The organism is Streptosporangium sp. OZ121 (genome assembly GCF_051918885.1).
Classification (GTDB): Bacteria; Actinomycetota; Actinomycetes; order Streptosporangiales; family Streptosporangiaceae; genus Streptosporangium.
Window position 1 is genome coordinate 20,411 of record NZ_JBPXMC010000019.1, and the last position, 24,610, is coordinate 45,020.

Below are 24,610 nucleotides of genomic sequence, written 5' to 3' on the forward strand. Positions count from 1 at the left end.
CTCGGCATCAAGCCGGGTGCCCCTTTTGGTGCGTTCTAAACGATCAGACCTCGTTCACGGCCTTCTCCAGGATCGCGAGCCCCTCCCCGAGGAGGTGGTCGGGGATGACCAGCGGCGGCAGGAAACGCAGCACGTTGCCGTAGGTGCCCGCGGTCAGCACGACCAGGCCCTCGGCGTGGCACCTTCTGGCGATCTCGCCCGCCGCCGTGGGGTGCGGCTCCTTGGTGCCGGGGACGACCAGCTCGATGGCGATCATGGCGCCCCGGCCGCGCACGTCGCCGATCACCGGGTTCCGCTCCGCCATGGCGCGCAGCCGGGGGAGCATGGTCTCGCCGATGCGGCGGGCCCTGCCGGTCAGGTCGTCGGCCTCGATGCTCTCCATCACGCCCAGCGCCGCCTCGCAGGCGAGCGGGTTGCCGCCGTAGGTGCCGCCGAGGCCGCCCACGTGGACCCTGTCGAGGATCTCGGCGCGGCCGGTGACGGCGGCCAGCGGCAGGCCGCCCGCGATGCCCTTGGCGGTGACGATGATGTCGGGCACGATGCCCTCGTCCTCGCAGGCGAACAGGTGGCCGGTACGGGAGAAGCCGGTCTGGACCTCGTCGGCGACGAAGACGATGCCGTTGGCGCGGCAGAACTCCAGGATCCTCGGCAGGAAGCCCCTGGCGGGCTCGATGAAGCCGCCCTCGCCCGCGATGGGCTCGATCACCACGGCGGCGACGTTCTCGGCGCCGATCTCCTTGGTGATCTGGTCGATCGCCTGGGCCGCGGCCTCCTCGGCGCAGTTCTCCGGGCCGGTGGGCCAGCGGAACGGGTAGGCCAGCGGCACCCGGTAGACCTCGGGGGCGAACGGGCCGAAGCGGTGCTTGTACGGCATGTTCTTGGCCGTCAGCGTCATCGTCAGCAGGGTACGGCCGTGGTAGCCGTGCTCGAAGACGACGACCGCCTGGCGGCCGGTGGCGTGGCGGGCGACCTTGACCGCGTTCTCCACGGCCTCGGCGCCGCTGTTGAGCAGGAAGGTGCGCTTCTCGTGGTCGCCGGGGGTGATCTCGTTGAGCTTCTCGGCGACCCGCACGTACGACTCGTACGGCGTGACCATGAAGCAGGTGTGGGTGAAGTCCGCCACCTGCCTGCGCACCCGTTCGACGACGCGCGGGGCGGAGTTGCCGGCGCCGGTCACCGCGATGCCGGAGCCGAAGTCGATCAGCGAGTTGCCGTCGGCGTCGACCACGACACCGCCTCCCGCGTGCGTCACGAAGACGGGCAGTGTGGTGCCGATGCCCGGGGGTACGGCGGCCTGCTTGCGCGCGAGCAGCTCGCGGGACCTCGGGCCGGGAATCTCGGTGACGAGGCGGCGCTCCTGCGGAAGCGAGGGGCCGCCCTCGGTGACGGTGCTCATGATGTGAAGCTATGTCGCGAATGCCGGTGTGCCGATGATGCACTATGGCAAAATTGCAGGGAGCAGAATAGACATAACGTACAAAATGGGGGTGGTGGTGGCGCCGACGCTGAACACCGTCGTACGACGGCTGCCGCTCGGGCTCGTCGTGCTCGCCGGGCGGGAGGCGCTCGACCGGCCGGTGCGCTGGGTGGCGGTCAGCGAGCTGGAGGACCCCACCCCGTTCCTGGAGGGCGGCGAGCTCGTCCTCACCACGGGCATGCGCCTGGACGCCCGCAACGCCGGTCCCTACGTCGAGCGCCTGGTCGCCAGGGGGGTCGCCGGGCTCGGGTTCGGCGTCGGGCTCGGGCACGAGACGATCCCCGAGGCGCTGGTCGAGGCCGCCGCGCGGGCCGGGCTGCCGCTGGTCGAGGTGCCGCGCGACACCCCGTTCGTCGCCATCGGCAAGACGGTCAGCGAGCTGATCGCCGCCGAGCAGTACGACGAGCTCAGCAACGCCTTCGCCGCCCAGGGCCGCCTCACCCGCGCCGCGCTGCGCCCGGAGGGCCCGCGCGCGGTGATCGACCGCCTGGCCCGCGAGCTGGGCGGCTGGGCGATCCTGCTCGACGAGGCGGGGACCGTACGGCACCTGGCGGGCAGGGGCGCGGCGGCGGCCGCCGGAGACCTCGGCCCCGAGCTGGAGCGGCTGAGAAGGATCACGAGCCAGGGCGCTCCCGCGAGCGTGGCCCTCTCCTCGCCCGAGGAGCACGTGATCGTGCGGCCCCTCGGGGCCCGCCGCGTCAGGGGATTCCTCGCCGTCGGCATCGGCCGGTCCTTCACCCCGGTCGCGCACACCGTGGTCAACGCCGCCGCGTCCCTGCTGACGCTCGCCGTCGAGCACGGCGGGGAGCACCTGGCCGCCGAGCGCCGGGTCCGCTCCGCGGTGCTGCGACTGCTGCTGGCCGGGCAGGCGGACGCCGGGCGCGAGACGCTGGAACGGCTGGGGGAGCGGCTCGACGACGGGCCGCTGGTGGTGGTCGCCTGCGCAGGCGAGCCGGAGGCGCTGCTGGAGGCCGCCGGGAGCGAGTTCGCGGCGGCCGACGGTGACGCCGACGGTGACGCCGACGGTGACATCGACGGTGACAGGGTGGTCCTGCTGGTCCCGGCCTCGCGGGCCGGTGCCGTGGCCGCGGCGCTCGGCGAGCACGGCCTCGTCGGCGTCGGTGATCCGGTGGGTCTGGGCGACCTGCGCGCGGGGCTCGACCAGGCCGACCGGGCGCTCGCCGCGGCCGGGCGCGGCACCGCGCGGGTGGTGCGCTTCGCCGACCTGGCGGGTCAGGGACTGCTCTCCCTGCTCGACCCCGGCGCGGCGGAGGCGTTCTCCTCGGCGTTGCTCGCCCCCCTCAGGGCGTACGGCTCGCGCGCGGACCTGCTGGGGTCCCTGCGCGCCTACCTGGACTGCAACGGCCACTGGGACGCGGCGGCGCAGCGGCTCGGGGTGCACCGCCACACCCTGCGCTACCGCATGCGCCGGGTCGCGGAGCTGGTCGGCCGCGACCTCGAGGATCCCGCGGTCCGCGCCGAGCTCTGGGTCGCCCTGGCCGTCGCCAGGTGACGGGCGCGCCAGAGTCCCCGGGAGGGGGTCCGTCGGGATGGGGGCGGGACAGGGGTGGCTGGCGGCCCCGTCCGGAGGGCGCCGTCAGGATCGGTGGCGGTCGACGACCAGGTAGCGGGAGATGACGGCGTAGGTGACCGTGTCGTAGGTGTTGCCGTCGCGCAGGTGCCCGGCACGTTCCAAGCCGATCGCGCCCTGGGCGGCGGCCCACACGGCGTCGGCGATCTTCCTGGGCTGGGTGGGGACGATGTACCCGGCCGAGATGCAGTCGGCGATCACCCGGTCGACGATGTTCAGCGCCGCGCGGGCGAGGGTCCTGGCCCGCTCGCTCGGCATGAAGCCGGGGATCGCGCGCTCGAACATCAGGGCGTAGTAGCCGGGCTCGTCCAGCGCGGCCTCCCGGTAGGCGGGGCCCAGGGCGATGAGGTGCTCCAGCGCGTCCTTGCGCGAGGGGACGGCCTCCAGGCGGCGCCGGAAGCGCTCGAAGCCCTCCAAGTAGAGTGCCTCGGCCAGGCCCTCCTTGCTGCCGAACATGGTGTAGATGACGGTCGTCGAGCATTCCGCCTCGGTGGCGATGCGGCGCATCGACAGGCTCTCCGGCCCGATGGTGACCAGCAACTGGCTGGCGACGTCGAGCAGCCTGGCGCGAAGCTGGTCCTGGGACGCCCGTTCACCGATCAGATAGGCACCCTGAAGGCCGCGCGGCGCCGAGGAGGTCATGCGCCCACGCCCTTCCACTCTCATCGTCCAACCGGTGACTTAGCCACGCCCGGGATCATTCAAACCGGCACCTGTAAGGAATATCCCCGAATGCCCCTGTTTTCGTTACAGGGGTTGGGGGGCGGGTTTTATGCGGAACGGTGTACCGCCACGGGGCTGTTGTGCGGAGTGGAGTAAGGCCGCTTCCGCGCCGGTGACATAGCGTCGGAACATGGACGTGCGCCCCTTCTGGCTCGCCGGACGCCCCGCCACGGGCGAGGCCGAGCTCACCGTGACCAACCCGCATGACGGCCGCGTCGTCGCCGTCTGCTCCGTGCCGACCGACGGCCAGGTCGAGGAGGCCGTCGCCGCGGCGGCGGCCGTGCGCAAACAGGCGGCCGCGCTCCCGATCCACGTGCGGGCCGAGGCTCTCGCGCACGTCTCGCGCCGCCTGGCCGAGCGGGCCGACGAGATCGCCGCCCTGATCACCGCCGAGAACGGCAAGCCGATCTTCTGGGCCCGCGGCGAGGTCACCCGCGCGGTCTCCACCTTCAGGTTCGCGGCCGAGGAGACCCGCCGCCTCGGCGGCGAGACCGTGCGCCTGGACACCGAGGCCGCCTCCGCCGGCCGCCTCGCCTACGTCTCGCGCGTCCCGTACGGCCCGATCCTGGGCATCAGCCCGTTCAACTTCCCGCTCAACCTGGTGGCGCACAAGGTGGCCCCCGCCATCGCCGCCGGGGCCCCGATCGTCCTCAAGCCCGCCCCCGCGACGCCGGTGTCCGCGCTGGTCCTGGGCGAGATCCTGGCCGAGACCGACCTGCCCGAGGGCATGTTCTCCGTGCTCCCGGTGTCCAACGACCGCGCCGCCGCGCTGGTCGAGGACCCGCGCCTGCCTGTCGTCTCCTTCACGGGCTCGGCCCCCGTGGGGTACGCGATCATCGATCGGGTCCCGCGCAAGCACGTGACCCTGGAACTGGGCGGCAACGCCGCCGCGGTCGTGCTCGCCGACGCCGACCTCGACTGGGCCGCCTCGCGGATCGCGCTGTTCTCCAACTACCAGGCAGGTCAGAGCTGCATCGCCGTCCAGCGCGTGATCGTCGAGGAGTCGGTTCACGACGACTTCGTGTCCCGGCTCGTCCCGGCCGTCGAGGCACTGGTCACCGGTGACCCCGCGGACGAGAAGACGCAGGTCGGCCCGCTCGTGTCGGCCGAGGCCGCCGAGCGCGTGGAGCGATGGGTCGGCGAGGCCGTCTCGGCGGGGGCCCGCCTGCTGACCGGCGGCACCCGCGACGGCGCCACCTTCGCGCCGACCGTGCTCGCCGACGCGCCGGCCGACGCCAAGGTCTCCCGCGAGGAGGTCTTCGGCCCGGTGATGGTCGTCCAGAAGGTGTCGGGAGTGGACGAGGCGTTCGCCGCGGTCAACGACTCCAGGTACGGGCTGCAGGCCGGGGTGTTCACCCGCAGCCTCGACAACGCCTTCCGGGCGAACCGGGAGCTCGAGGTCGGCGGTGTGATCATCGGTGACGTGCCGTCGTACCGTGCCGACCAGATGCCCTACGGAGGGGTGAAGGACTCGGGGGTCGGCCGCGAGGGCCTCCGCTCGGCCATCGCCGACCTCACCTACGAGAAGGTCATGGTGCTCACCGGCCTGACCCTTTAGAACCGGCCGCGCCTCAGCGCCGCCTCCGCGCCGGGGTCACGACGCGGATGCGGTGGCGTAGAGGGTCTTGGCGGAGGCGCCGAAGTAGGGGCCGTACATGGTGTGGCGGTCGTCGCTGTATTTGAAGCTGCTGACCGAGACGATCGTGCCCCGGCCGGTGGAGGCGTTGAAACCGCTCAGCCACGGGCCTCCGCTGGATCCGGCGGTCATGTCGCAGCGCATGCCCTGGTCGCCGGTCTGCCCGTTCGGGTCGTCGCGCAGCGGGCCCGCGCAGTAGACCAGGTGCTCGCCGTCGTAGGGCGAGTCGGCGGGGAAGCCGAAACCGCTGGCGAGGCGTCCCCGGGGGGCGCCGAAGGCGATGTCCTGGCCGCCGACGGCGTCGCCGAGGTGCTTGCCGCCGCTGGTGTTGACCGCCACCATGCCGATGTCGTGGCTGTCGTCGCCCTCGCGCGACCAGGGGCCCGCGACGAACATGCGGCGTGCGGTGTACTGCCCGTACGGGCGGCGGCCCTGGCTGTAGCCGGGGACGAAGGTCCAGTTGTCGGCCCAGGCGCCGGTGCCGTCCTTGACGCAGTGGCCGGCGGTCACCACCAGGTCCTTGTTGGCGCTCCTGACCGAGCTGGCCGAGCACACGAAGTCGCTGCCCTTGATGGTGAGGAACACCCGCCCCGTGGTGCGCCCCACCGCCCCGCCGGAGGTCCAGCGGGCGCCCGCGGTGCGGGACGCGGCGCCGTGCGGGCTCCGGCGGGGGGCGACCCCCCGCCCGGCGGCGGAGAGCCGCCCGAGCATCCCGGTGACCTTGGCGAGCCGGTCGACGGGGAGCGCCGAGGCCATCCGGCGAGGGGTCCAGTAACCGAGCACGCGCTTCCGCTCCGACGCGGTGAGAGCGGTCGCGTGCCCGACGACGTCCGGCATGCCGGACGTCGCGCCTGTTCTCTGGGTGAGGGGTGTGGCGAGGGTCTTCACGGCCCGCTGCCCGGACGCGGCGGCCGTCTGCCAGGTGGCCGTCGCGCCGGTCGCCGGGGCGCTCAGCAACCCGGCGACGAGCGGGGCGGCCGCAAGCAGGGGGAGGCTTGAGGTCATGAAACCCGAGTTTGCACTACGAGGGGTGTTCTTGTGATTACTTCTGGTGAATATCAGGGGGCGCCGGTGGTCTGGGCGGCCTCGTAGACGGCCTGCGCCTCGGCCCCGAAGTAGGGGCCGAACATCCAGCCGGTGGCGAAGGCGTACTTGAAGCTGTTCACCGAGTTGAGGGTGCCCAGGCCGGTGCTCTCGTTGAAGTCGAGGAACCAGGGCCCGCCGCTCGACCCGCCGGTCATGTTGCAGTTCAGCCCGATGTCGCGGGACATCAGGAAGTCGTCGAACGCCCGCCCGGCGCAGTAGATCAGCCTGGAGCCGTTGTACGGTGCGGCCGCCGGGTAGCCGAAGGAGTGCATCTGACGGCGGCGCGCCTGGTTGAAGGAGACGCCCTGGCCGCCGACCACGTCGGTCAGAGACCTGCCGTTCAGCGGGGCCACCACGGCCGAGGCCACGTCGTAGTTGACGTCCTCGCTGTTGTTCCACTGCGGGGTGGTGTAAAGGGTGGTCGCCACCCAGGTGCCGTGCGGCCGGTCGCCGTTCTCGTATCCCGGCACGAACACCCAGTTGCCGTGGAAGGCGCCGCCCATCCGCACGCAGTGCCCCGCGGTGATCACGGTGCTCTTGTTCTCGCTGGTCACAGCGTTCGCCGAGCACGAGGCGTTGCGGCCCTGGTAGGTGAAGAACACGCGTCCGGCGGTCTTGACGATCGCCCCGCCGCGGGTCCACGCCGCGCCGGTGGAGGCACGGGCGGCCGCCGAGCCCTTGAGGGCCGTGACGGTGTCGCCGCCGGGCTCGGTCGCGGGGACGGAGACGGGGTCGGCCGCGGCCTGCGCCGCGATCGCCCCGGCGGTGAGCCGGGCGCCGTCCTTCTCGGGGACGAGGGCGGCGAGCGGCTTGGCCGCCTCCATCTTCGCCTCGGTCCAGTAGCGCTGGACGGTCTGCTGCTCCTTCCTGGTGTCGGCCGCCTCCTTCTCGACAGGCTGGGGAACGGCCCGTGCCGAGGTGACGCCGCCCGCGCCCGCCGCGCTCGCCGCGCCCGCTGTGCCCGCCGTGCCCGCCGTGGCGCCCGCGCCGGCGTCCGCCGCGGCGCCGTGCGCGATCGTCGTGGAGAGCAGGGTGCTTCCCGCGATGGCGGTGAGAATAGGGACGAGCCGTGCCTTGCGCCGCATATGTACCTCCCGAGGGCCTGTTGCTGTTCCGGGAAGCTAGTGCGCCGTACGTACGCATTTCTCAGGCTTTACAACTATTGATATGACGAAATTCGGACTTAAATACTGACTTTTATCCCGTGTTCCACGCCTAACAGATTTTCGCCATGATCCAGCCTGATCATGAGGGGTACGGCCCGGTACGGCCGATTCGACAGCGCGGTCCGAGCCGGGAGAATGGGGCGGTGCAGCCAGACACCGTCCGTTCCGTCGTCCTGCTCGGCTCGACCGGGTCCATCGGGACCCAGTCCCTCGACGTCATCGCCCGCAACCCCGGCAGGTTCCGGGTGGCCGCGCTGGCCGCCTACGGCGGCCGGATCGACCTGCTCGCCAGGCAGGCGGCCGAGTTCCGGCCCGACGTGGTCGCCGTCGCCGATCCCTCCGCCGTGCCGGAGCTGCGCGAGGCCCTGACCGCGCACGGGGTGGGCGCGCGCGTGCTGGCCGGGCCCGAGGGGGTGGCGGAGGCCGCCGCCTGGCCCGCCGACGTCGTCCTCAACGGCATCACCGGGGCGCTGGGGCTGACCTCCACGCTGGCCGCGCTGGAGGCCGGCCGGGTGCTCGCGCTCGCCAACAAGGAGTCGCTGATCGTCGGCGGGCCGCTGGTGAAGCGCCTGGCCAAACCCGGCCAGCTGATCCCGGTCGACTCCGAGCACGCCGCGCTGGCCCAGTGCCTGTGGGCCGCGGGGCCCACCGGCCCCGACGCCTCCGCCGTGCGCCGCCTGGTCGTCACCGCGAGCGGCGGGCCCTTTCGCGGCAGGTCGCGCGCGGACCTCGCGGACGTCACCCCCGAGCAGGCCCTCGCCCACCCCACCTGGTCGATGGGACCGGTCATCACGGTGAATTCCGCCACACTCGTCAACAAGGGCCTCGAGGTCATCGAGGCCCATCTGCTCTTCGACATCGGCTTCGACCGCATCGAGGTCGTCGTCCACCCGCAGTCGGTCATCCACTCGATGGTGGAGTTCGTCGACGGCTCGACCATCGCCCAGGCCAGCCCGCCGGACATGCGCCTGCCCATCGCGCTCGCCCTCGGCTGGCCCGAGCGGGTCGCCGACGCCTCCCCGGCGGTCGACTGGACCACCGCCCACACCTGGACGTTCGAGCCGCTCGACGACGAGGCCTTCCCCGCCGTCGCGCTGGCCCGGCGGGTCGGCGAGGCCGGCGGCACGGCCCCGGCCGTCTACAACGCCGCCAACGAGGTCTGCGTCGAGGCCTTCATGGCCGGGCGCCTGCCGTTTCCCGGCATCGTCGACACCGTGGCGGCGGTGGTCTCCGAGCACACCGTGACCGAGGCCGGTTCGGTGGCCGAGGTCCTCGACGCCGACTCCTGGGCGCGGATACGGGCACGCGAGCTCACTGGGACTGCCTAGACTGATGAGTGTCGTCGACTCTTCAAGGGCTGAAAATGACTTCTGTTGCTCTCGGAATCCCGTCCGTAAGGACCAGGCCGATCGCCGAGCGACGCATATCCCGTCAAATCATGGTCGGCTCCGTCCCCGTGGGCGGGGACGCGCCGGTCTCCGTCCAGTCGATGACCACCACGGTCACCGCCGACGTCAACGCGACGCTTCAGCAGATCGCCGAGCTGACCGCCTCGGGCTGCCAGATCGTCCGCGTCGCCGTCCCCTCCCAGGACGACGCCGACGCGCTGCCGATCATCGCCAGGAAGTCGCAGATCCCGGTGATCGCCGACATCCACTTCCAGCCGAAGTACGTCTTCGCCGCGATCGAGGCGGGCTGCGCGGCGGTCCGGGTCAATCCCGGCAACATCAAGAAATTCGACGACAAGGTCGGTGAGATCGCGCGCGCGGCCGGCGAGCGCGGCGTGCCGATCCGGATCGGCGTCAACGCCGGCTCGCTCGACCCCCGCCTGCTGCAGAAGTACGGCAAGGCCACCCCCGAGGCGCTGGTGGAGTCGGCGCTGTGGGAGTGCTCGCTGTTCGAGGAGCACGGTTTTCGCGACATCAAGATCTCCGTCAAGCACAACGACCCGGTCGTGATGGTCCAGGCCTACCGCCTGCTCGCCGCCCGGTGCGACTACCCGCTGCACCTGGGCGTCACCGAGGCGGGCCCGGCCTTCCAGGGCACGATCAAGTCCGCGGTCGCGTTCGGCGCCCTGCTCGCCGAGGGCATCGGCGACACCATCCGCGTGTCGCTGTCGGCTCCTCCGGTCGAGGAGGTCAAGGTCGGCAACCAGATCCTGGAGTCGCTCAACCTGCGCGAGCGCGGCCTGGAGATCGTCTCCTGCCCCTCCTGCGGGCGCGCCCAGGTCGACGTCTACACCCTGGCCGAGCAGGTCCAGGCGGGGCTCGAAGGGCTGAAGGTCCCGCTGCGCGTCGCGGTGATGGGGTGTGTCGTCAACGGCCCCGGCGAGGCCCGCGAGGCCGACCTCGGCGTCGCGAGCGGCAACGGCAAGGGCCAGATCTTCGTCAAGGGCGAGGTCATCAAGACCGTCCCCGAGTCGCAGATCGTGGAGACCCTGATCGAGGAGGCCCTGCGCCTCGCCGAGGAGATGGGCGTGGAGGTCGACCTCGACGACGACGCCCCGGGTCCCCAGGTCGTCGTCAGCTGACCGCTCGCCCGGCCGCTCGATCCTCCGGTCCCTCCGGCCGGGCGGCCGGAGGGATTTCCGCCCGCCCCCGGGATCGCTCCGGGGTGCGGGCGGCTCCGTGTGGCGGCCTCTCCTCCACCGGATCCGTACCGGGGAGGGCCGGGCCTTTCGCGAGGTCCCCGCGCGTGACCCGTACCGGGACGGGCCGGCTCTTCCGCGACGCCCCCGCGTGTGACTCGCACCGGGGTGGACCGGTCCTTCCGCAGCGCCCCCCGCGCGGGGCCTTCGCCCGGACCTCGCGTCATTACACTTAGCAATCATCTGACTACACTTTGCCAGGCATCCGGCTGTGTTCCGGATGATCGCGCCGCCCCCGGGAGACCATCGCCTCTGCCGTACGAGTAGGGGGATCACACAGTGAAGAAGAGGGTCGTCGGGATCGCCGCGAGCATCGCGATGCTGGCCGCGGCGGTGGGGGTGCCGCAGGGGGCGGTGGCCCAGGAGAGACAGGAACTGGTCTGGGGGCCCTGCGAGGGGGCGACCCCGGTGACCGGGGCGGTGCCCGCTCCCGCCGGACGGGTCGACAACCCGATGGAGTGCGCCACCGTGAGGGTGCCGCTCGACTACGCCAACCCGCAGCAGACCGTCGGCATCGCCCTGAACCGGATCAGGGGGAAGGCCGCCCACGACCGTCTCGGCGCGCTGCTGGTCAACCCGGGTGGTCCCGGGGCGTCGGGCCGGGACCTGGTCAGGGGCGTCGCGGCGGGGCTTCCCGAAGGCCTGGCCGACCGGTTCGACGTGATCGGCTTCGACCCGCGCGGGGTGGGGGCGAGCGAGCCCGCGCTGAGGTGCGTCGACCCCGAGAAGTATTACCAGGCGCCCCGTCCCGACCAGGTGCCGGTAACCAGGCGCGACGAGAGCGTGCTGATCGCCCGGGCCCGCAAGTACGCCCAGGCGTGCGGCGAGCGGTGGAGCTGGATGCTGCCGCACATGACCACCGAGAACTCCGCCAGGGACATGGACGTGATCAGGGCCGCGCTCGGCGAGCCGAAGATCAGCTTCCTGGGTTACTCGTACGGGACCTACCTCGGCGCGGTCTACGCGACGCTCTTCCCCGGCCGGCTCAAGCGGCTCGTCCTGGACAGCGTGGTCGACCCGCGCGGCATCTGGTACCGCTCGAACCTCGACCAGAGCATCGCCTTCCAGGACAGGCACAGGGACTTCCTGAAGTGGGTCGCCCGCCACAACCCGGTCTACCGGCTCGGGGCCACCGAGAGGGCGGTCTCCTTCGCCTGGGACGCCATGCGGGACCGGCTGGGCGACCGCCCGGCCGGAGGGGTGGTCGGCCCGAGCGAGCTCGACGACGTCTACACCCTGGGCGGTTACTCCGACGCCGTCTGGCCGCAGCTGGCCAAGGCCTTCTCCGCCTACGTCAAGAAGGGTGAGGCGACCCCCCTGGTCAACACCTACCGCAAGCACGCGGTGAACGACGCCAAGGACGAGAACAGCTACGCGGTCTACCTCGCGGTGCAGTGCCGCGACGCCGCCTGGCCGCGCGACTGGGCGCGCTGGCGGGCCGACATGACCAAGGCCAACGCCAAGGCGCCCTTCCTCACCTGGCCCAACGCCTGGTACAACGCGCCGTGCGCGTTCTGGCCGCAGCAGGCGGGCAGGCCCGTGCAGATCCGTGACAACGCCGAGCTGCCGCCGATCCTGCTGATCCAGGGCGAGCGCGACGCCGCCACCCCGTACGCCGGGGCGGTGCGGATGCGCGCCATGTTCCACCGCTCCCGGCTGCTGGCCGTGCCGGGCGGCAACCACGGGGTCGCGCTCAACGGGAACGCCTGCGTCGACCGTCGCCTGGCCGCCTACCTCAGGGAGGGCACCCTTCCCGGCGGTCGCCAGGGCTCCGGCACGCCGGACGCCCGGTGCCCCGGAATCCCCGCGCCCGTACCGGTGGTCGCCCCCGCGACCGTCCGCGTGCCCGCCGGGCACACGGCAGGACGAGGTGACCAAAGCAGGTAGATGAGAGGCTCTGTGTTGGTTCCTGCCAAATTCGAGGGGGTCGCGTAGGCTGAGCACGTGATGCTGCGCACAACGGCGTCGCGCGTGCTCGACGACAACGATCGAGACGAGGTCCTGGCGCTTCTCGACACCGACCCCGTCGGCAATGTCTTCGTCGCCTCCAGGGTCCGTTCGGTCGGGCTCAATCCGGCCAGGCTCGGTGGCCAGATGTGGGGGTTCGGGCCGCGCGGCGGCCTGACCTCCATCTGTTACGCCGGGGCGAACCTGGTTCCGGTCAACGCCGGTACGGACGCCGTCTACGCCTTCGCCGATCGCGCGCGCAAGCAGGGCCGCCGCTGTTCCTCGATCGTCGGCCCGGCGGACGCCGTGGAGGTGCTCTGGGAGCGGCTGGAGCCGTACTGGGGTGCCGCCCGCGCGATCCGCTGGGCACAGCCGGTCATGGTGATCGGCGAGCCGTCGCCCGTCCCCGCCGACCCGCTGGTGCGCCGCGTCCGGCCCGACGAGTTCGACATCCTGCTGCCGGCCTGCGTGGCGATGTTCACCGAGGAGGTGGGTGTCTCCCCGGAGCTCGGGGACGGCGGCGCCCTCTACCGGTCCAGGGTCGCCGAGCTGATCAGGATCGGCAGGTCCTACGCCCGCATCGAGGGCGGCAAGGTCGTCTTCAAGGCCGAGATCGGCGCGGTGACGCCGCACGCCTGCCAGATCCAGGGCGTCTGGGTCCACCCCGACATGCGCGGCCGCGGCCACGCGGTGGCGGGGATGGCCGCGGTGATCAAGCACGCGCTCGACTACTTCGCCCCGGTGGTGTCGCTGTACGTCAACGACTACAACGCCCCCGCCAGGGCCGCCTACCGCAGGGCCGGTTTCGTCGAGGTCGGCACCTTCATGTCGGTGCTCTTCTGAGGTCTCTCGCGAGGCCGGGACTCAGGGGCTGCGGACCAGCCGGGTCACGAGGTGCTCCAGCTCCGCCTCCGGATCCGCGGTGAGGCCGGCGTGGACCGGGCCGGTCTGCACGATCGTGCTGCGCGGAGCGGTCAGCCAGCGGAAGCGGCTGCCCAGCGGTTCCTTGGTCAGGGGTCCCGAGTCACCGCCGCAGGAGCGCTGGTAGGCGCCGAGCGCGTGCCGTACCCCGTCGAGGTCCACCCCGGTGTCGAGGGCGCGCAGGCGCGCCTCGTCCAACTCCACCCGGGCGCACAGGTAGCCGCGGGACTGGCAGTACAGCAGCACGCCGGCGTTGATCAGCTCGCCGCGCTCCACGCGGGGGATGACCCGGATGACCGCGTACTCGTAGACGTCCTTCACCGGTTGTCCTTCCAGAACGCGCCCACCGAGCCGGTCTTCCTCTCCTGGTCCTGACGGGGCTCCTGGCCCGAGGGCCGCGGCAGCCAGGTGCGCGGTCCCTGGGCGCGGGCCAGCAGGTGCTCGACGTACGCCTGCCGCACGGCCTGCGCCCCGTCGAACCCCGGCTCGTCCTCCAGCCACTCGTCGGGGACCTCGTCCACCACCCCGTCGAGCAGGTCCCTGGTGATCAGCTCGCTGAACTCGGCGTCGGCCTCGGGCATCCGGGTGGCGAAGGGCGCCATCACGTGGTCGCCCGCGTCGAAGTCGCGCAACGGGTTGGCCGAGGGCCAGTTGTGGTGGAACCAGAGCGCCGCGCCGTGGTCGATCAGCCAGGTGTCGCCGTGCCACAGGAGCAGGTTCGGGTTGCGCCAGCTCCGGTCGACGTTGTGGATCAGCGCGTCGAACCAGAGCAGGCGGGAGGCGAACCCGGCCTCGGGGGACCAGGCCAGTGGCTCGAAGCCCAGCGCGCCCGGCAGGAAGTCGACCGCCAGGTTGTTGCCCTCGCTGGCCTTGAGCAGGTCCTGGATCTCCTCGTCGGGCTCGCGGGCGCCGAGCTGCGGATCCACGTCGATCACCTTCAGCTCGGGCGTACGGAATCCCAGGCGCCGGGCCAGCCCGGCGGACACGACCTCCGCGACCAGGACCCGGCGACCCTGCCCGGCACCGCGGAACTTCACGACGTAGGTGCCGAGGTCGTCCGCCTCCATGATCCCGGGCAGCGAGCCGCCCTCGCGCAGCGGCGTCACGTAACGGGTGGCTTTGATCGCTTCAAGCACCTCGCCAGGCTACCGGGTCGGCTCGCGCCTCCCGTCCAGGCGGGGAACGGTCCGCACGGGGCGGGAGGCGCAGAGAAAGGGCCGGGAGAAGGGGGGAGGTCCGTGCGGCGCGGGAGACGGGAAAAGAGTAAGGAGGGTGAAGAGAAAACGGCACGGTGGGCCGGAAGAAAAGGCGGCCGCGTATTCGGAGGATGTGTTGTGTCTTGCCCTGACCTGAGCATCACATGAGTGTCACGGTGAGGAAGACAAGACCTTCATTCCCGTTGACTGTCGGCGATGCTTCTTCTTGAGTGAGAAGGGTGGCGGCGAGGGGAGGCTCGCGTGCCGTATGCGCAGCCGCTCAAGACGGGGGATCCGGCGGCGCTCGGTGAGTACGAGATCATCGGGCGTCTCGGAGAGGGTGGGCAGGGGGTGGTCTACGTCGGGGTGCGCCCCGACACCGGCTCCGAGCCCTACGCGGTCAAGCTTCTGCACGGTTCGGTGGGGGAGGACCCCGAGGTCTTCCTGCGCGAGGTGGAGCTGGCGAAGCAGGTGGCCCGGTTCTGCACGGCCCAGGTGATCGACGCCGGGCTGGACGGCGACCGCCCCTACATCGTCAGCGAGTACGTCGACGGCCCGTCGCTCCACCGCGAGGTCGCGGTCAGCGGGCCCCGCGAGGGAGGCAGGCTGGAGCGCCTGGCCATCGGCACGGCCACCGCGCTGGCGGCCATCCACCGGGCCGGGATCGTGCACCGCGACTTCAAGCCGCAGAACGTGCTGCTCGGTCCCGACGGGCCGAGGGTCATCGACTTCGGGCTGGCCAGGGCGCTGGACGCCGCGGCCACCCAGAGCGGGCGCGGCGCGGGCACCCCCGCCTACATGGCGCCCGAGCAGGTGGAGGGCGCCGAGATCAACCCGGCGGCCGACGTCTTCGCCTGGGGCGCCACGATGTGCTTCGCCGCCAACGCCCACGCGCCCTTCGGGCAGGACTCGATCGCGGCCGTCCTGAACCGGATCCTCACCGCGGCCCCGCAACTGGGCCGTCTCGACGGGCTGCTCGGCGCGCTGGTGGTCGACTGCCTGGACAAGAATCCCCGCAACCGCCCCACCAGCAGGGAGTTGCTGCTCGCGCTGCTCGGTGACGACGGGGGCCGGTCGGTGGCCGAGTCCCGGTTCTCGCCGGTGCCGGGATTCCCGCCCGCGCCCGGCGGGCCCGACGCCTCCGGCACTCCGGTCTCCTCCGGCACTCCGGTCTCCTCCGGCACTCCGGTCTCCTCCGGCCCTTCGGTTCTCTCCGGCCCTTCGGCTTTCTCCGCTCAGCCCGGTGTCACGGGCCTTTCCGGCAGGCGGGGCGCGACGGGGACCGGTTGGCGGGCCGGGCTCGGCGGGACCGGTGAACCGGGCGGCGCGTCCTCGGCGGGCGCGCCGCCCGGCGGGCGCGCGTTCCCCGCGGGGGGCGAGGACTTCGACGAGCCCAGGACCCACCCCGGGCAGGCGGCCACCAGGGCCTCGGTCGCGGTCTCCGGTGCGCTGCTCATCAGCGCCGCCGTGCTGGTGGGAGTCCTGGTCCCGGCGCTGAGCGGCGTCGCGCCGGGCGGCGCGCCCGTCCCGCCGGTCGTCCCGGCGGTGGAGTCCACCCCCCAGGACGACACCACGTCGCACGAGGGCAGGGCGAGCGCTCCGATCAAACCGCTCCCGAACCCGCCGACGGTCCCGGCCAAGCCCCCGCGTGCGGAGGGCGTCAGATCCTCCCCCCTGCCGCCCCCCGCCGCCACGGTGGTCGTGCCCGCGCTCGTCGGGCTGGATCGTTCCGAGGCGGCGCGTCTGATCAAGCAGGCCGGGCTGGTCACCGGGGCCGTCAGGGCGGTCACCTCCGACCGGCCGCTCGGTGAGGTGCTCGCGAGCAGCCCGGCGCCGGGGACCGCGCTGCCGAAGAGGGGCAGGGTCGACCTGCGGGTCTCCGGTGGCACCCAGGTGCCCACGCTGGTCGGTCTCGCCAGGAGAGCGGCCCAGGCGGCGCTGGCCCAGGCCGGGCTGGTCGCCGGCGGGGTCAGCACGCGCTGCTCCGACCAGCCGGCCGGGCGGGTGCTCGCCAGCACCCCCGGCGCGGGCAGGCGTGTCTCCCCGGGGAGCGCGGTGGAGCTCGTCGTCTCCAGGCACGGTGTCCCGGTGCCACCGGTCACCGGCCAGAGCGCGACCGACGCCTCCAACACCCTCGGCGGGGCGGGGTTCGCCGTACGGACGCGGGCGCGGCTGGTCACCGGCGCGGGCCAGGACGGAGTGGTGCTGGCGCAGAGCATCGCGCCCGGCACCTGCGCCAGGCCCGGTGCGACGATCGTGATCACGGTCGGTGTCGGGGGCCAGAGCGGACCCGGACCGGGGCCGGGGGAGAGCACCGAGCCTCCCGATCCCACGGTCCCGCCGGTGCCCGTTCCCGGGGAGGCCGCCCCTTCCGGATGAGACGTCCGGGGTGACCGGACGCGAGGAGCCCAGGGAAGGGGTGCCTCGGAATCAGAAAGAGGCCAGCACGAAGGCCAGGAGGGTCTTCCTGACCTCTTCCTCGGGAAGTTCGATCGTCTTGACCACCGACTGGAGCGAGCCGAGTACGGTCCAGGCCCAGATCCGGCGGGCGGGGTCCGGGTCGGGCCCGGCCAGGCGGTGGTAGATCGCGTCGCGGAAGGCGCGGATGGCCTCGCCGGGGGAGCCGGGGGGCGCGTCGTCGGCGCCGCTGATGTCCTCCATGATCAGCCGGATGATCGCCCGATGCCTGACCGTGAAGGTCACCAGGGCCTCGACGAAGGCGCGGTCGTCGTCGAAGTCGTCTTCGATCAGGGCCACGATGTCCTGGCCGGCGGGTGCGATCAGCTCCGTGGCCAGGCGGTCCTTGGGATGGAAGTGGTAGGCGACCGCCGTCTTCGTCAGGCCGACGGCGGAGGCGATGTCGGCGAGCGAGGTCGCCGCGTAGCCGCGCTCGGCGAACAGCTGGCGGGCGGCGTCGAGGATCCGCTCCCGCGTGTCGTGCCCGTGCTCGAGTGTGGTCATCGTCTCAGTCCCACGCCGCCTAGAGCATTTCCGGATTTGTCCCCCTACTCTTATACCGTAGGTTCTGTACGAGCGTACAGTACGGCTTTTCAGGACGTTTGACACTCTAAAGCGGGGCGGTCACCGATGTCTGGTTTGCTGGGGCGGCTGGGAAGCTGGTGCGCGCGGCACGGCAAGGCCGTGCTGGCCCTGTGGGTGGTCGCGGCGGCGCTGCTGACAGCGGGATCGGTGTTCTTCCCCGGCCCGGTCAGCAACGACGTCAGCATTCCCGGCACCGACGCCCAGCGGGCCGTCGACCTGATGAAGGACGGCTTCGGCCCCGGCTACGGGGTGGGGAGCTCGGCCCAGATCGTCCTCTACTCGCCCGACGGCTCCCTCATCTCCGAGGACAGGAAGCGCGCGGTGGAGCGCGCCGTGGACCGGATCCGCGAGGTGCCGCACGTGGTGGAGGTGAAATCCCCCTACCAGGTGGGCGGTCTCGCCCCCAGCCTGGAGATCGGCATCATCGCGGTCAAGCTGGAGGGGAACGACACCACCAAGCTGCCCGAGACCACCAGGCTCCTCTCCGAGGCGGCCGAACCCGCACGGGCGGCGGGCATCGAGGCGGTGCCCGCCTCCTCGGGCAGCCCGGCGGACAAGGAGATCAAGACCGGGACCAGCGAGATCATCGGCGTGGTCTGCGCGCTGCTGGTGCTGCTGCTCGCGTTCGGCACCCTGGTCGCCGCGATGATCCCGATCTTCACCGCGCTGGTCAGCATCGCGACCGGGCTCGGCGTGGTGAGCCTGCTCGGCCACCTCGTGGACGTGCCCAAGCAGGCGTCGATCATGGCGACGATGATCGGCCTCGGCGTCGGCATCGACTACGCGCTCTTCCTGCTCAGCAGGCACCGCAAGCTGCTGGCCGACGGCGTGCCGGTCCGCGAGGCGGTCCGCCGGGTGGTCGCCGGCTCCGGCGGCGCGGTGGTGTTCGCCGGGGGCACCGTGATCATCGCGCTCAGCGCGCTCATGCTCGCGGGTTTCCCCATGCTGCAGACGCTCGGCTGGATCACCGGCATCTCGGTCGTCTGCGCGGTGTTCACCTCGGTCACGCTGGTCCCCGCGCTGCTCGGCCTGCTCGGGCACCGGGTCAACGCGCTGCGCCTGCCGCTCACGGGACGGCGGGGCAGTCACGGCTCCTCCGGCTGGGCCTCGCTGGGCAACTGGGTGGCCCGGCGGCCGTGGAGCGTGCTCGCGCTCAGCGTCGCCCTCCTGGGCGCGCTGGCCGCACCCGCGCTCGCCCTCAAGCTGGGCCCGCTCGACAACGGCTACGCCGACCGCGGCACCGACACGCGGCGCTCCTACGAGCTCCTGCAGGCCGGGTTCGGGCCCGGCATGAACGGCCCGCTCGTCGTGGTGGCGGACCTGGACACCAGGGTCGTCGACCGGGAGCCGAGCCCGGCCGTGCTGCGGAACCTGAAGGATCGCGTCGCGGACGTCGAGGGAGTGGTCCACGTCGGCGACCCGGTCCTCAACAGGGGCGGTACGGCGGCGCTGGTGCAGGCGATCCCCGCCTACGCCCCCGGCGACCCCCGGGCGCTCGAGGTGGTCAGGGCGGTGCGCGCGCTCGACGTCGAGGGAGCCCAGGTGCACGTGGGCGGGCAGGTCGCCGGCATGGCCGACGCCGGTGACAGGATCGCCGGACGTACGCCCCTGGTCGTCGGCGTCGTGGTCCTGCTGAGCGCGCTGCTGCTGCTCCTGGCGTTCCGCTCGCCGGTCGTCGCGATCAAGGCCGCGCTGATGAACCTGGTCTCCCTCGGCGCCGCGTTCGGCGCGCTCTCGCTGGTCTTCTCCCTGGGACTGGGCAGCCGCCTGGTCGGCATGGACCCGCCGGTCAGCGCGGACGGCTCCTACCTGAGCACGGTGTTCTTCACGGTGCCGATCGACAGCTACATCCCGCTGATGCTGTTCGCGATCCTGTTCGGCCTGTCGATGGACTACGAGGTCTTCCTGCTCACCGCCGTGCGGCAGGCGTACCTGAAGCACGGCGACAACCGCAGGGCGGTGGCCGAGGGGCTGGGGTCGACCGGCAGGGTCATCACCTCCGCCGCCCTGATCATGGTCGCGGTCTTCGTCGCGTTCGTCGCCTACCCCGATCCCATGGTCAAGATCTTCGGTGTCGGCCTGGCGGTGGCCATCGCGGTGGACGCCACGATCATCCGGGGCCTGCTGGTCCCGGCGACCATGGCCCTGCTCGGCAGGGCCAACTGGTGGTGCCCCGCCTGGCTGGACCGCATCCTGCCCGACCTCTCCGTCGAGGGCCACGAGGAGGACGAGGAGAGGCCGGAGAGGCCGGAGGAGCCGCGCAGGGAACTCGTCGGCGCCGGCCGCGGCTGACGGGAGCGGGCCTCCGCCCCGTGCCGCCGGGAACGCCGCCGGTGTCCCAGTCGCTTCCAAGTCCTCCCCAAGCGGCCTCCGCCATGCTCTCGCCCGGGAAGCGAGTTTGGGGAGAGTACGAAGATGTGGGGAAGAATCGGCGCCGTCGCCGGCCTGGCGCTGGCGAGCACGCTGGCCCTGCCGGGCACCGCGATGGCGAAACCCAAGGAGGTGGACGTCCCCGTCGGGACGTGGCTGGCGGCCAGGACCCATCCGGCCGTCCAGCTGACCTCGGTGTCCTACACGGCCGACGTGGCCGTGCCGACGCCCGAGGCGAACCTGGAGGCGATCAGGACCCTGACCCAGCAGGGGGTCGACGCCGTGCAGAGCGGCAAGATCTCCTCCGACGAGAACAGCATCTACCGCTGGGTCGTCCAGCAGATGGCCAAGGACCCGGGCCGTTACTTCTCGCCCGGCGGGCGGGAGCGGGTCGTCGAGGCGACGGCGGGCGGGCTGTGCACCGGCTGGTGGGTCACGCCGGACGGCTACATGGTCACCGCGGCGCACTGCGTCGGCCAGGAGGAGACCGAGCTGGCGCGGACCTTCGCGGCCCAGGCCCTCACGAAGATCAACGAGAAGGACGCCGCCGACCTGGTCGCCGACCTCGGCGACATCGCCTCCGACGAGGAGATCCTCAGGACGGCGACGAAGATCTTCCAGGTCTGGAACGCGGACAACATCAAGATCCGCAACGTCAAGAGCTCGCTCTCGCTGCTGCAGAGCCTGCCGGGCGGGGGTGTCGACAAGACCACCAAGACGGTGCCGATCGAGCTGGTCGCCAAGGGCACCGTCTACCCGGGCAAGGACGTCGCGATCCTCAAGGCCAACGGGCAGAGCAACCTGCCGACCGTGCCGCTGGGCGAGGACTCCGACGTGCGCGTCGGCGACACCCTGTACATCAGCGGATTTCCCGGTACGGTGACGCAGACCTCGATCTTCAACCTGGAGTCCAAGCTCGATCCGGCGTTCACCGAGGGCCCCTACAACGCCGCCCGCCAGACCCCCGAGGGGGTGCCGTACATCCAGACCCAGGCGCCCTCGTACCCGGGCAACTCGGGCGGTCCGGTGTTCAGCAAGGACGGCAGGGTCATCGGCATCCTCGTCGGCGGCCTGATCCAGCAGGACGGCGGCTCCACCGAGGGTGAGAGCTTCGTGCTGCCGGTCAGCATCGTCAAGGAGAAGCTGAACGAGAAGAACATCAAGCCGGCCGAGTCGTCGACGACGAAGGCCTACAACGAGGCGCTCGACCTGTTCTTCCAGAACCGGTACTCCGACGCGCTGCCCAAGTTCCGCGAGACGCAGGCGCTGCAGCCGAACCACCCGTACGTCGCCAAGTACGTCAGCGACTCCCAGCAGGCCATCACCGCAGGCAAGGACGAGAGCGGCACGCCGATCCTGCCGTGGCTGCTGTGGGGCGGCGGCGGCCTGATCGCCCTGTTCGTGATCGGTACGATCGCCTCGGTCGCCAGGGGCAGGCGCCGTGCCAGGGTGCCGGCCTCGTTCCCGCCCGTTCCGTACGGTGCGCAGCCCGGCCACCCGGCGCACGGCGGCCAGTACGGCCCGCCGCACTACGGGCAGCAGGGACAGCCGTACGGTGCGCCGCAGCAGTACCAGCAGCGGGCGCCCTACCCGCTCCCGGCCGCGCCCGAGGACACCCGGGCGGTCCACCCGCACTCGCCCTACGGCCCGCCGCAGCCCCAGCGGGGCCCGAGGGGTTCCGGAAGGCCGGGAGGTCCGGGGGCCGACACCCGGATCGCCGGGCTGGAGGCGGAGCTGGAGCAGCTGCGCCGGACCATGGGGCGCCCGCCCGAGCAGCGCTGAGCACTCTCGCCCCGCCGAGGCCGCGACGGCTCCCCTCAAGGGGCCGGCCGTACCGGCCACAGAGATTGAGCACGGCTAGACCAGCTGGACCAGCGCCTCCGCCCGGCGGCGTCCCCGGTAGCCGCTGTGGACCAGGATGTCGCCCGGTTCGGCGAGGGGCGCGGCGGAGCGGGCCGCGGCGGCCGGGCCGGCCGGATCGCCCTGGCCCGCCCGGGCCGCCGGGACGGGAACGGCCGCTCTCGGGCCGGTGACCGGGCGGGCGGGCGCGGTAGGGCGGGCGGGACGCGCGGGGACGACCGGGATGGCGGTGGTGGCCACGGGGTCGGCCCGGCGGTGGCGGCGACCGCGCGGCGGGGAGTCCTGGACCAAGGTCGACGACTCCACCACGGCATGCTCGTGCAGGCGACGCCTGCCCCGGTAGGGGGCGCGGGGACGGTCGTCGCGACGGTCCGGCACGCGGGGCTCCTCGACGTGGGCGACGGAGGTCGTGAGTGAGGGGAACCCGGTGCTCGCGGCCGGGGCGAACGTGCTCTCGGGAGCGAGCTCCCGGGGGGTGACGGACCCCCGGGCCGGGGCCGGTGCGTACGAGAGGTCGCGGGCGGGGGCGTTCCCGGGCATGCGGCGGCGGCCGGGTGCGCGGCGGCGACCCGGGGTCCTGCGGACCGAGCCCGGGGTCCTGCGGGCCGAGGGTGAGAGAGCCGAGGCGGGTGCGAGGAGCCGTACCCGCGACTGCCGGGCCTTGCCGTGCGCGAGGATCGCGACCGCGGCGAGCAGCACCGGCGCGAGTACGGCGGGGGCGTCGAACCCCGGGGCGGGCGTGGCGAGGTCGCGGACGGCGGCGGTGGGCGTGACGGCGAGCGCGCTGGTGTCGGCGGTGGAGGCCTTGGCGTGCTTGCCCGGCGAGGTGCGGCCGGCGGAGGCCGGTTCCTGGGTCCTGACCGGCGCCTTCGCGGTCGTCCGATCGTTCTGCGGGGCGCTCGCGGCGGGGCTCTTCCCGGACGCGGTCCTGCCGTCGTTCCCCGAGGCGGCCCTGGCGTCCCCGCCGTCCTTCCCGGTTCTGCCGGTCGTCGTCCCGGCGGCGTGCCCGGGGGCGGCCTTGGGCCTGCCCGGACCCGTGTCCGGCCCGGTGGGCGTGCGGGTCTCCCGTGCGGGTACGGGGGCGGGGAGCATGGCGAGCAGGCCGGGTCCTGGGCCGATCACCACCGTGTTGTCCCCGGCCGCGTCGGCGGGCCTGACGAGCGTCTGCTTCTCGGTCGCCTCCCGGTCCAGCCTGGCCTTGATCTTCTCCGGATACCCGTAGCCGACGACCTTGCCGGTGTCGCGCTCCTTGCGCTTGGCGATCCCGCCGTCGATGTTGCCCTCGATCGTGTGGATCCTGCCCCCTTCGACCCCGGTGACGATCCCGACGTGGTCGATGTGGTCGATCCTGTTCGAGCCGCTCCAGTCGAAGAAGACGATGGCCCCCGGCTTGGGGACGGTGCCCCAGGCGTCCTGCCGCCGGAACCACTGGGCGTGGTGGACGGTGTAGGCGAACTGGCCGACCCACTCCTGGTAGCCGAGCTTCTCCGCCGCCCACGACAGGTACATGTCACACCAGGGGGCGGCGGTGTAGTCGGCGTCGAACTCGACGTTCTTGCCGTACCAGTCACCGAACTTGGTGTAGCCGCCACTCTTCTCGGAGTATCCGAGCTGGCTCTCCAGCAGCTCGATGAACTTGCGCATCTCAGGTGTCATTGAGGATTTCGGGGGACCCCCGGCGGCCGTGCGGGCATGGTCGCTCCGCCTCGCGACCTGGCCACCGGGAGACGAGGTTGAGCGACGGCGCGTTCACGCGAGCCCACCGGGGGGTGTGGAGGGACGCGTGTGGCGGCACCACTGGCCAGTTGTCTTCCGTGCCGAGGGAGGCTACCCGGCCCCAAGGACAGGTCACGACATGCTAAAGGACGCGTCAAGGAGCTCGGTGTCACACATGCGGATAAAAGACGATGTCAGGGGGCCTCCGGATGATCTCCGATGGTAAACCGTCCGGGAAAAAGATCTACTGGGTCGCCGCGACCGGGGCCGGGACCGCCGTATCCGCCCCGTTCGATCTTGCCGATCGTTCTTTGCGCCAGCGCCTGGTTTCTTTACCTTTTCGGCGAAATGGGTAGACATATGGGTATTTATCCCGCTATGCACGTATGGGTGCTGAGAGATGCTGGTCACACCAGGAAAGGCTCAACAGCAACCAGTGAAGGTAAAAAGGTACGAGCCATGTGTCAACACCAGCCGCGCTGCCCACTCGCAAGCGCACCCGATCACGAAGCCGCGTCCCTCGTGGCCTTCCACCCCGAGCAGGGGTGGGGCCTGCTCTGCAACGGCGTGGTGGTCTTCGACGACACCGGAGCGCTCCTGCCTGACGGTCGCAGCACTCCCGTCCACGGCATGCCTCTGCACCGCGTCTCCTTGGGGCAGGCGGCATGATCTCGTCGCGCGTGCCCGCCGGACCGGGACCGAACACGCCACGCGGGCGGACTGCTCCGCGGCGGCCTGAGGTCTCCGGCGGCGGACGCGCGTGCGAACCGCGCCCGACCGAGGTAACCGCCGACCACGTAGGTGAACGCTCATGAACGCTCTGCTCGGAGCGCCGTACGGCCAGGAGACGTCGTGCTCCTTCGCACCCGAGTCGGCATCCGTGCCCCAGGCACGCCATCTGACCCGCGCCTGCCTGGCGGACTGGGGACTGCACGAGCACAGCACGGTCGCCGAGCTGCTCGTCAGCGAGCTGGTCACCAACGCGCTGCGCCACTCGCGGGGAACCATCGGATTCGCCCTCTCCTTCCAGGACGGCCTGCTGCGCTGCGAGGTCGAGGACGCGGACCCTGACTGCCACCTGCCCCGCGTGTGCCGGGCACGCGACGACGAGGAGCGGGGACGAGGGCTGCAGCTGCTCGAGCTCCTGTCCTGCTGCTGGGGCAGTGCCCGTACGACCGACGGCAAGGCCGTCTGGTTCGAGCTCATCGCGAACGCTCCCGAGGCCTGACCGC

19 protein-coding genes are annotated in these 24,610 nt (G+C 72.1%); 11 read left to right on the plus strand and 8 right to left on the minus strand.

All coding sequences use genetic code 11. The annotated features are described in order from the left end of the window. Window positions 1-43: 43 nt before the first annotated feature. Window positions 44-1,396: a 4-aminobutyrate--2-oxoglutarate transaminase gene (gene gabT, locus ACTOQ1_RS28360; RefSeq protein ID WP_440071028.1), complete on the minus strand. Its 1,353-nt coding sequence runs from the start codon at window positions 1,394-1,396 to the stop codon at window positions 44-46. 85 nt (window positions 1,397-1,481) lie between these two features. Here gabT and ACTOQ1_RS28365 point away from each other — a divergent pair, with 85 nt between their 5' ends. Then, window positions 1,482-2,990, plus strand: coding sequence for a PucR family transcriptional regulator (locus tag ACTOQ1_RS28365; protein ID WP_440071029.1), 1,509 nt, complete (start codon window positions 1,482-1,484; stop codon window positions 2,988-2,990). A gap of 84 nt (window positions 2,991-3,074) precedes the next feature. Here ACTOQ1_RS28365 and ACTOQ1_RS28370 read toward each other — a convergent pair whose 3' ends face one another. After that, window positions 3,075-3,710, minus strand: coding sequence for a TetR/AcrR family transcriptional regulator (locus ACTOQ1_RS28370; protein WP_440071030.1), 636 nt, complete (start codon window positions 3,708-3,710; stop codon window positions 3,075-3,077). A gap of 211 nt (window positions 3,711-3,921) precedes the next feature. Between ACTOQ1_RS28370 and ACTOQ1_RS28375 the strand changes: the two genes are divergently transcribed. After that, window positions 3,922-5,349 (plus strand): aldehyde dehydrogenase family protein, encoded by a 1,428-nt coding sequence (locus tag ACTOQ1_RS28375; protein ID WP_440071031.1) that lies wholly within the window; start codon window positions 3,922-3,924, stop codon window positions 5,347-5,349. A gap of 36 nt (window positions 5,350-5,385) precedes the next feature. Here the strand turns inward: ACTOQ1_RS28375 and ACTOQ1_RS28380 are convergent, their stop codons facing one another. Together ACTOQ1_RS28380 and ACTOQ1_RS28385 are read right to left on the minus strand one after the other, a co-directional pair. After that, window positions 5,386-6,432, minus strand: coding sequence for a trypsin-like serine peptidase (locus ACTOQ1_RS28380; RefSeq protein ID WP_440071032.1), 1,047 nt, complete (start codon window positions 6,430-6,432; stop codon window positions 5,386-5,388). Window positions 6,433-6,485: 53 nt separating this feature from the next. Then, on the minus strand, window positions 6,486-7,598 hold the full coding sequence (locus ACTOQ1_RS28385) for a trypsin-like serine peptidase (protein ID WP_440071033.1): 1,113 nt from the start codon (window positions 7,596-7,598) through the stop codon (window positions 6,486-6,488). A gap of 224 nt (window positions 7,599-7,822) precedes the next feature. Here ACTOQ1_RS28385 and dxr point away from each other — a divergent pair, with 224 nt between their 5' ends. The 4 genes from dxr to ACTOQ1_RS28405 all read left to right on the plus strand — a co-directional run bounded on the left by dxr (window position 7,823) and on the right by ACTOQ1_RS28405 (window position 13,116). Then, complete coding sequence (gene dxr, locus ACTOQ1_RS28390) at window positions 7,823-9,007, plus strand: 1-deoxy-D-xylulose-5-phosphate reductoisomerase (protein ID WP_440071034.1); 1,185 nt, start codon at window positions 7,823-7,825, stop codon at window positions 9,005-9,007. 35 nt (window positions 9,008-9,042) lie between these two features. Beyond that, on the plus strand, window positions 9,043-10,209 hold the full coding sequence (gene ispG / locus ACTOQ1_RS28395; RefSeq protein WP_362834450.1) for a flavodoxin-dependent (E)-4-hydroxy-3-methylbut-2-enyl-diphosphate synthase: 1,167 nt from the start codon (window positions 9,043-9,045) through the stop codon (window positions 10,207-10,209). Window positions 10,210-10,605: 396 nt separating this feature from the next. Then, on the plus strand, window positions 10,606-12,213 hold the full coding sequence (locus tag ACTOQ1_RS28400) for an alpha/beta hydrolase (RefSeq protein ID WP_440071035.1): 1,608 nt from the start codon (window positions 10,606-10,608) through the stop codon (window positions 12,211-12,213). A 60-nt stretch (window positions 12,214-12,273) separates the two neighbouring features. Continuing rightward, entirely contained in the window at window positions 12,274-13,116 is an 843-nt protein-coding gene (locus tag ACTOQ1_RS28405) for a GNAT family N-acetyltransferase (protein ID WP_440071148.1), read from the plus strand. Between the two features lie 21 nt (window positions 13,117-13,137). Here the strand turns inward: ACTOQ1_RS28405 and ACTOQ1_RS28410 are convergent, their stop codons facing one another. Beyond that, window positions 13,138-13,515, minus strand: coding sequence for a DUF3037 domain-containing protein (locus ACTOQ1_RS28410; RefSeq protein WP_440071036.1), 378 nt, complete (start codon window positions 13,513-13,515; stop codon window positions 13,138-13,140). Further along, window positions 13,512-14,330 (minus strand): HipA family kinase, encoded by an 819-nt coding sequence (locus ACTOQ1_RS28415; protein ID WP_440071037.1) that lies wholly within the window; start codon window positions 14,328-14,330, stop codon window positions 13,512-13,514. Before ACTOQ1_RS28415 ends, ACTOQ1_RS28410 begins: the two co-directional genes overlap by 4 nt. A gap of 321 nt (window positions 14,331-14,651) precedes the next feature. On the opposite strand from ACTOQ1_RS28415, the gene ACTOQ1_RS28420 reads away from it, so the two are divergent. Further along, window positions 14,652-16,769, plus strand: a complete 2,118-nt coding sequence (locus tag ACTOQ1_RS28420) for a protein kinase domain-containing protein (protein ID WP_440071038.1) — start codon at window positions 14,652-14,654, stop codon at window positions 16,767-16,769. Window positions 16,770-16,820: 51 nt separating this feature from the next. On the opposite strand, the gene ACTOQ1_RS28425 is transcribed toward ACTOQ1_RS28420, so the two are convergent. After that, window positions 16,821-17,351: a TetR/AcrR family transcriptional regulator gene (locus ACTOQ1_RS28425; protein WP_440071039.1), complete on the minus strand. Its 531-nt coding sequence runs from the start codon at window positions 17,349-17,351 to the stop codon at window positions 16,821-16,823. A gap of 126 nt (window positions 17,352-17,477) precedes the next feature. Between ACTOQ1_RS28425 and ACTOQ1_RS28430 the strand changes: the two genes are divergently transcribed. Beyond that, window positions 17,478-19,724 carry an MMPL family transporter gene (locus ACTOQ1_RS28430; protein ID WP_440071040.1) on the plus strand — a complete coding sequence of 749 codons (2,247 nt, stop codon included), beginning with the start codon at window positions 17,478-17,480 and terminating at the stop codon, window positions 19,722-19,724. A gap of 123 nt (window positions 19,725-19,847) precedes the next feature. Next, the gene (locus ACTOQ1_RS28435; RefSeq protein WP_440071041.1) at window positions 19,848-21,584 is read left to right on the plus strand and encodes a trypsin-like peptidase domain-containing protein; all 1,737 of its coding nucleotides are present in this window, start codon (window positions 19,848-19,850) and stop codon (window positions 21,582-21,584) included. A 75-nt stretch (window positions 21,585-21,659) separates the two neighbouring features. On the opposite strand, the gene ACTOQ1_RS28440 is transcribed toward ACTOQ1_RS28435, so the two are convergent. Further along, window positions 21,660-23,306, minus strand: a complete 1,647-nt coding sequence (locus ACTOQ1_RS28440) for a CHAP domain-containing protein (RefSeq protein WP_440071042.1) — start codon at window positions 23,304-23,306, stop codon at window positions 21,660-21,662. A gap of 531 nt (window positions 23,307-23,837) precedes the next feature. On the opposite strand from ACTOQ1_RS28440, the gene ACTOQ1_RS28445 reads away from it, so the two are divergent. Together ACTOQ1_RS28445 and ACTOQ1_RS28450 are read left to right on the plus strand one after the other, a co-directional pair. Further along, window positions 23,838-24,047: a DUF5999 family protein gene (locus tag ACTOQ1_RS28445; RefSeq protein ID WP_389912735.1), complete on the plus strand. Its 210-nt coding sequence runs from the start codon at window positions 23,838-23,840 to the stop codon at window positions 24,045-24,047. Window positions 24,048-24,189: 142 nt separating this feature from the next. Beyond that, the gene (locus tag ACTOQ1_RS28450; RefSeq protein WP_440071043.1) at window positions 24,190-24,606 is read left to right on the plus strand and encodes an ATP-binding protein; all 417 of its coding nucleotides are present in this window, start codon (window positions 24,190-24,192) and stop codon (window positions 24,604-24,606) included. Window positions 24,607-24,610: the final 4 nt, after the last annotated feature.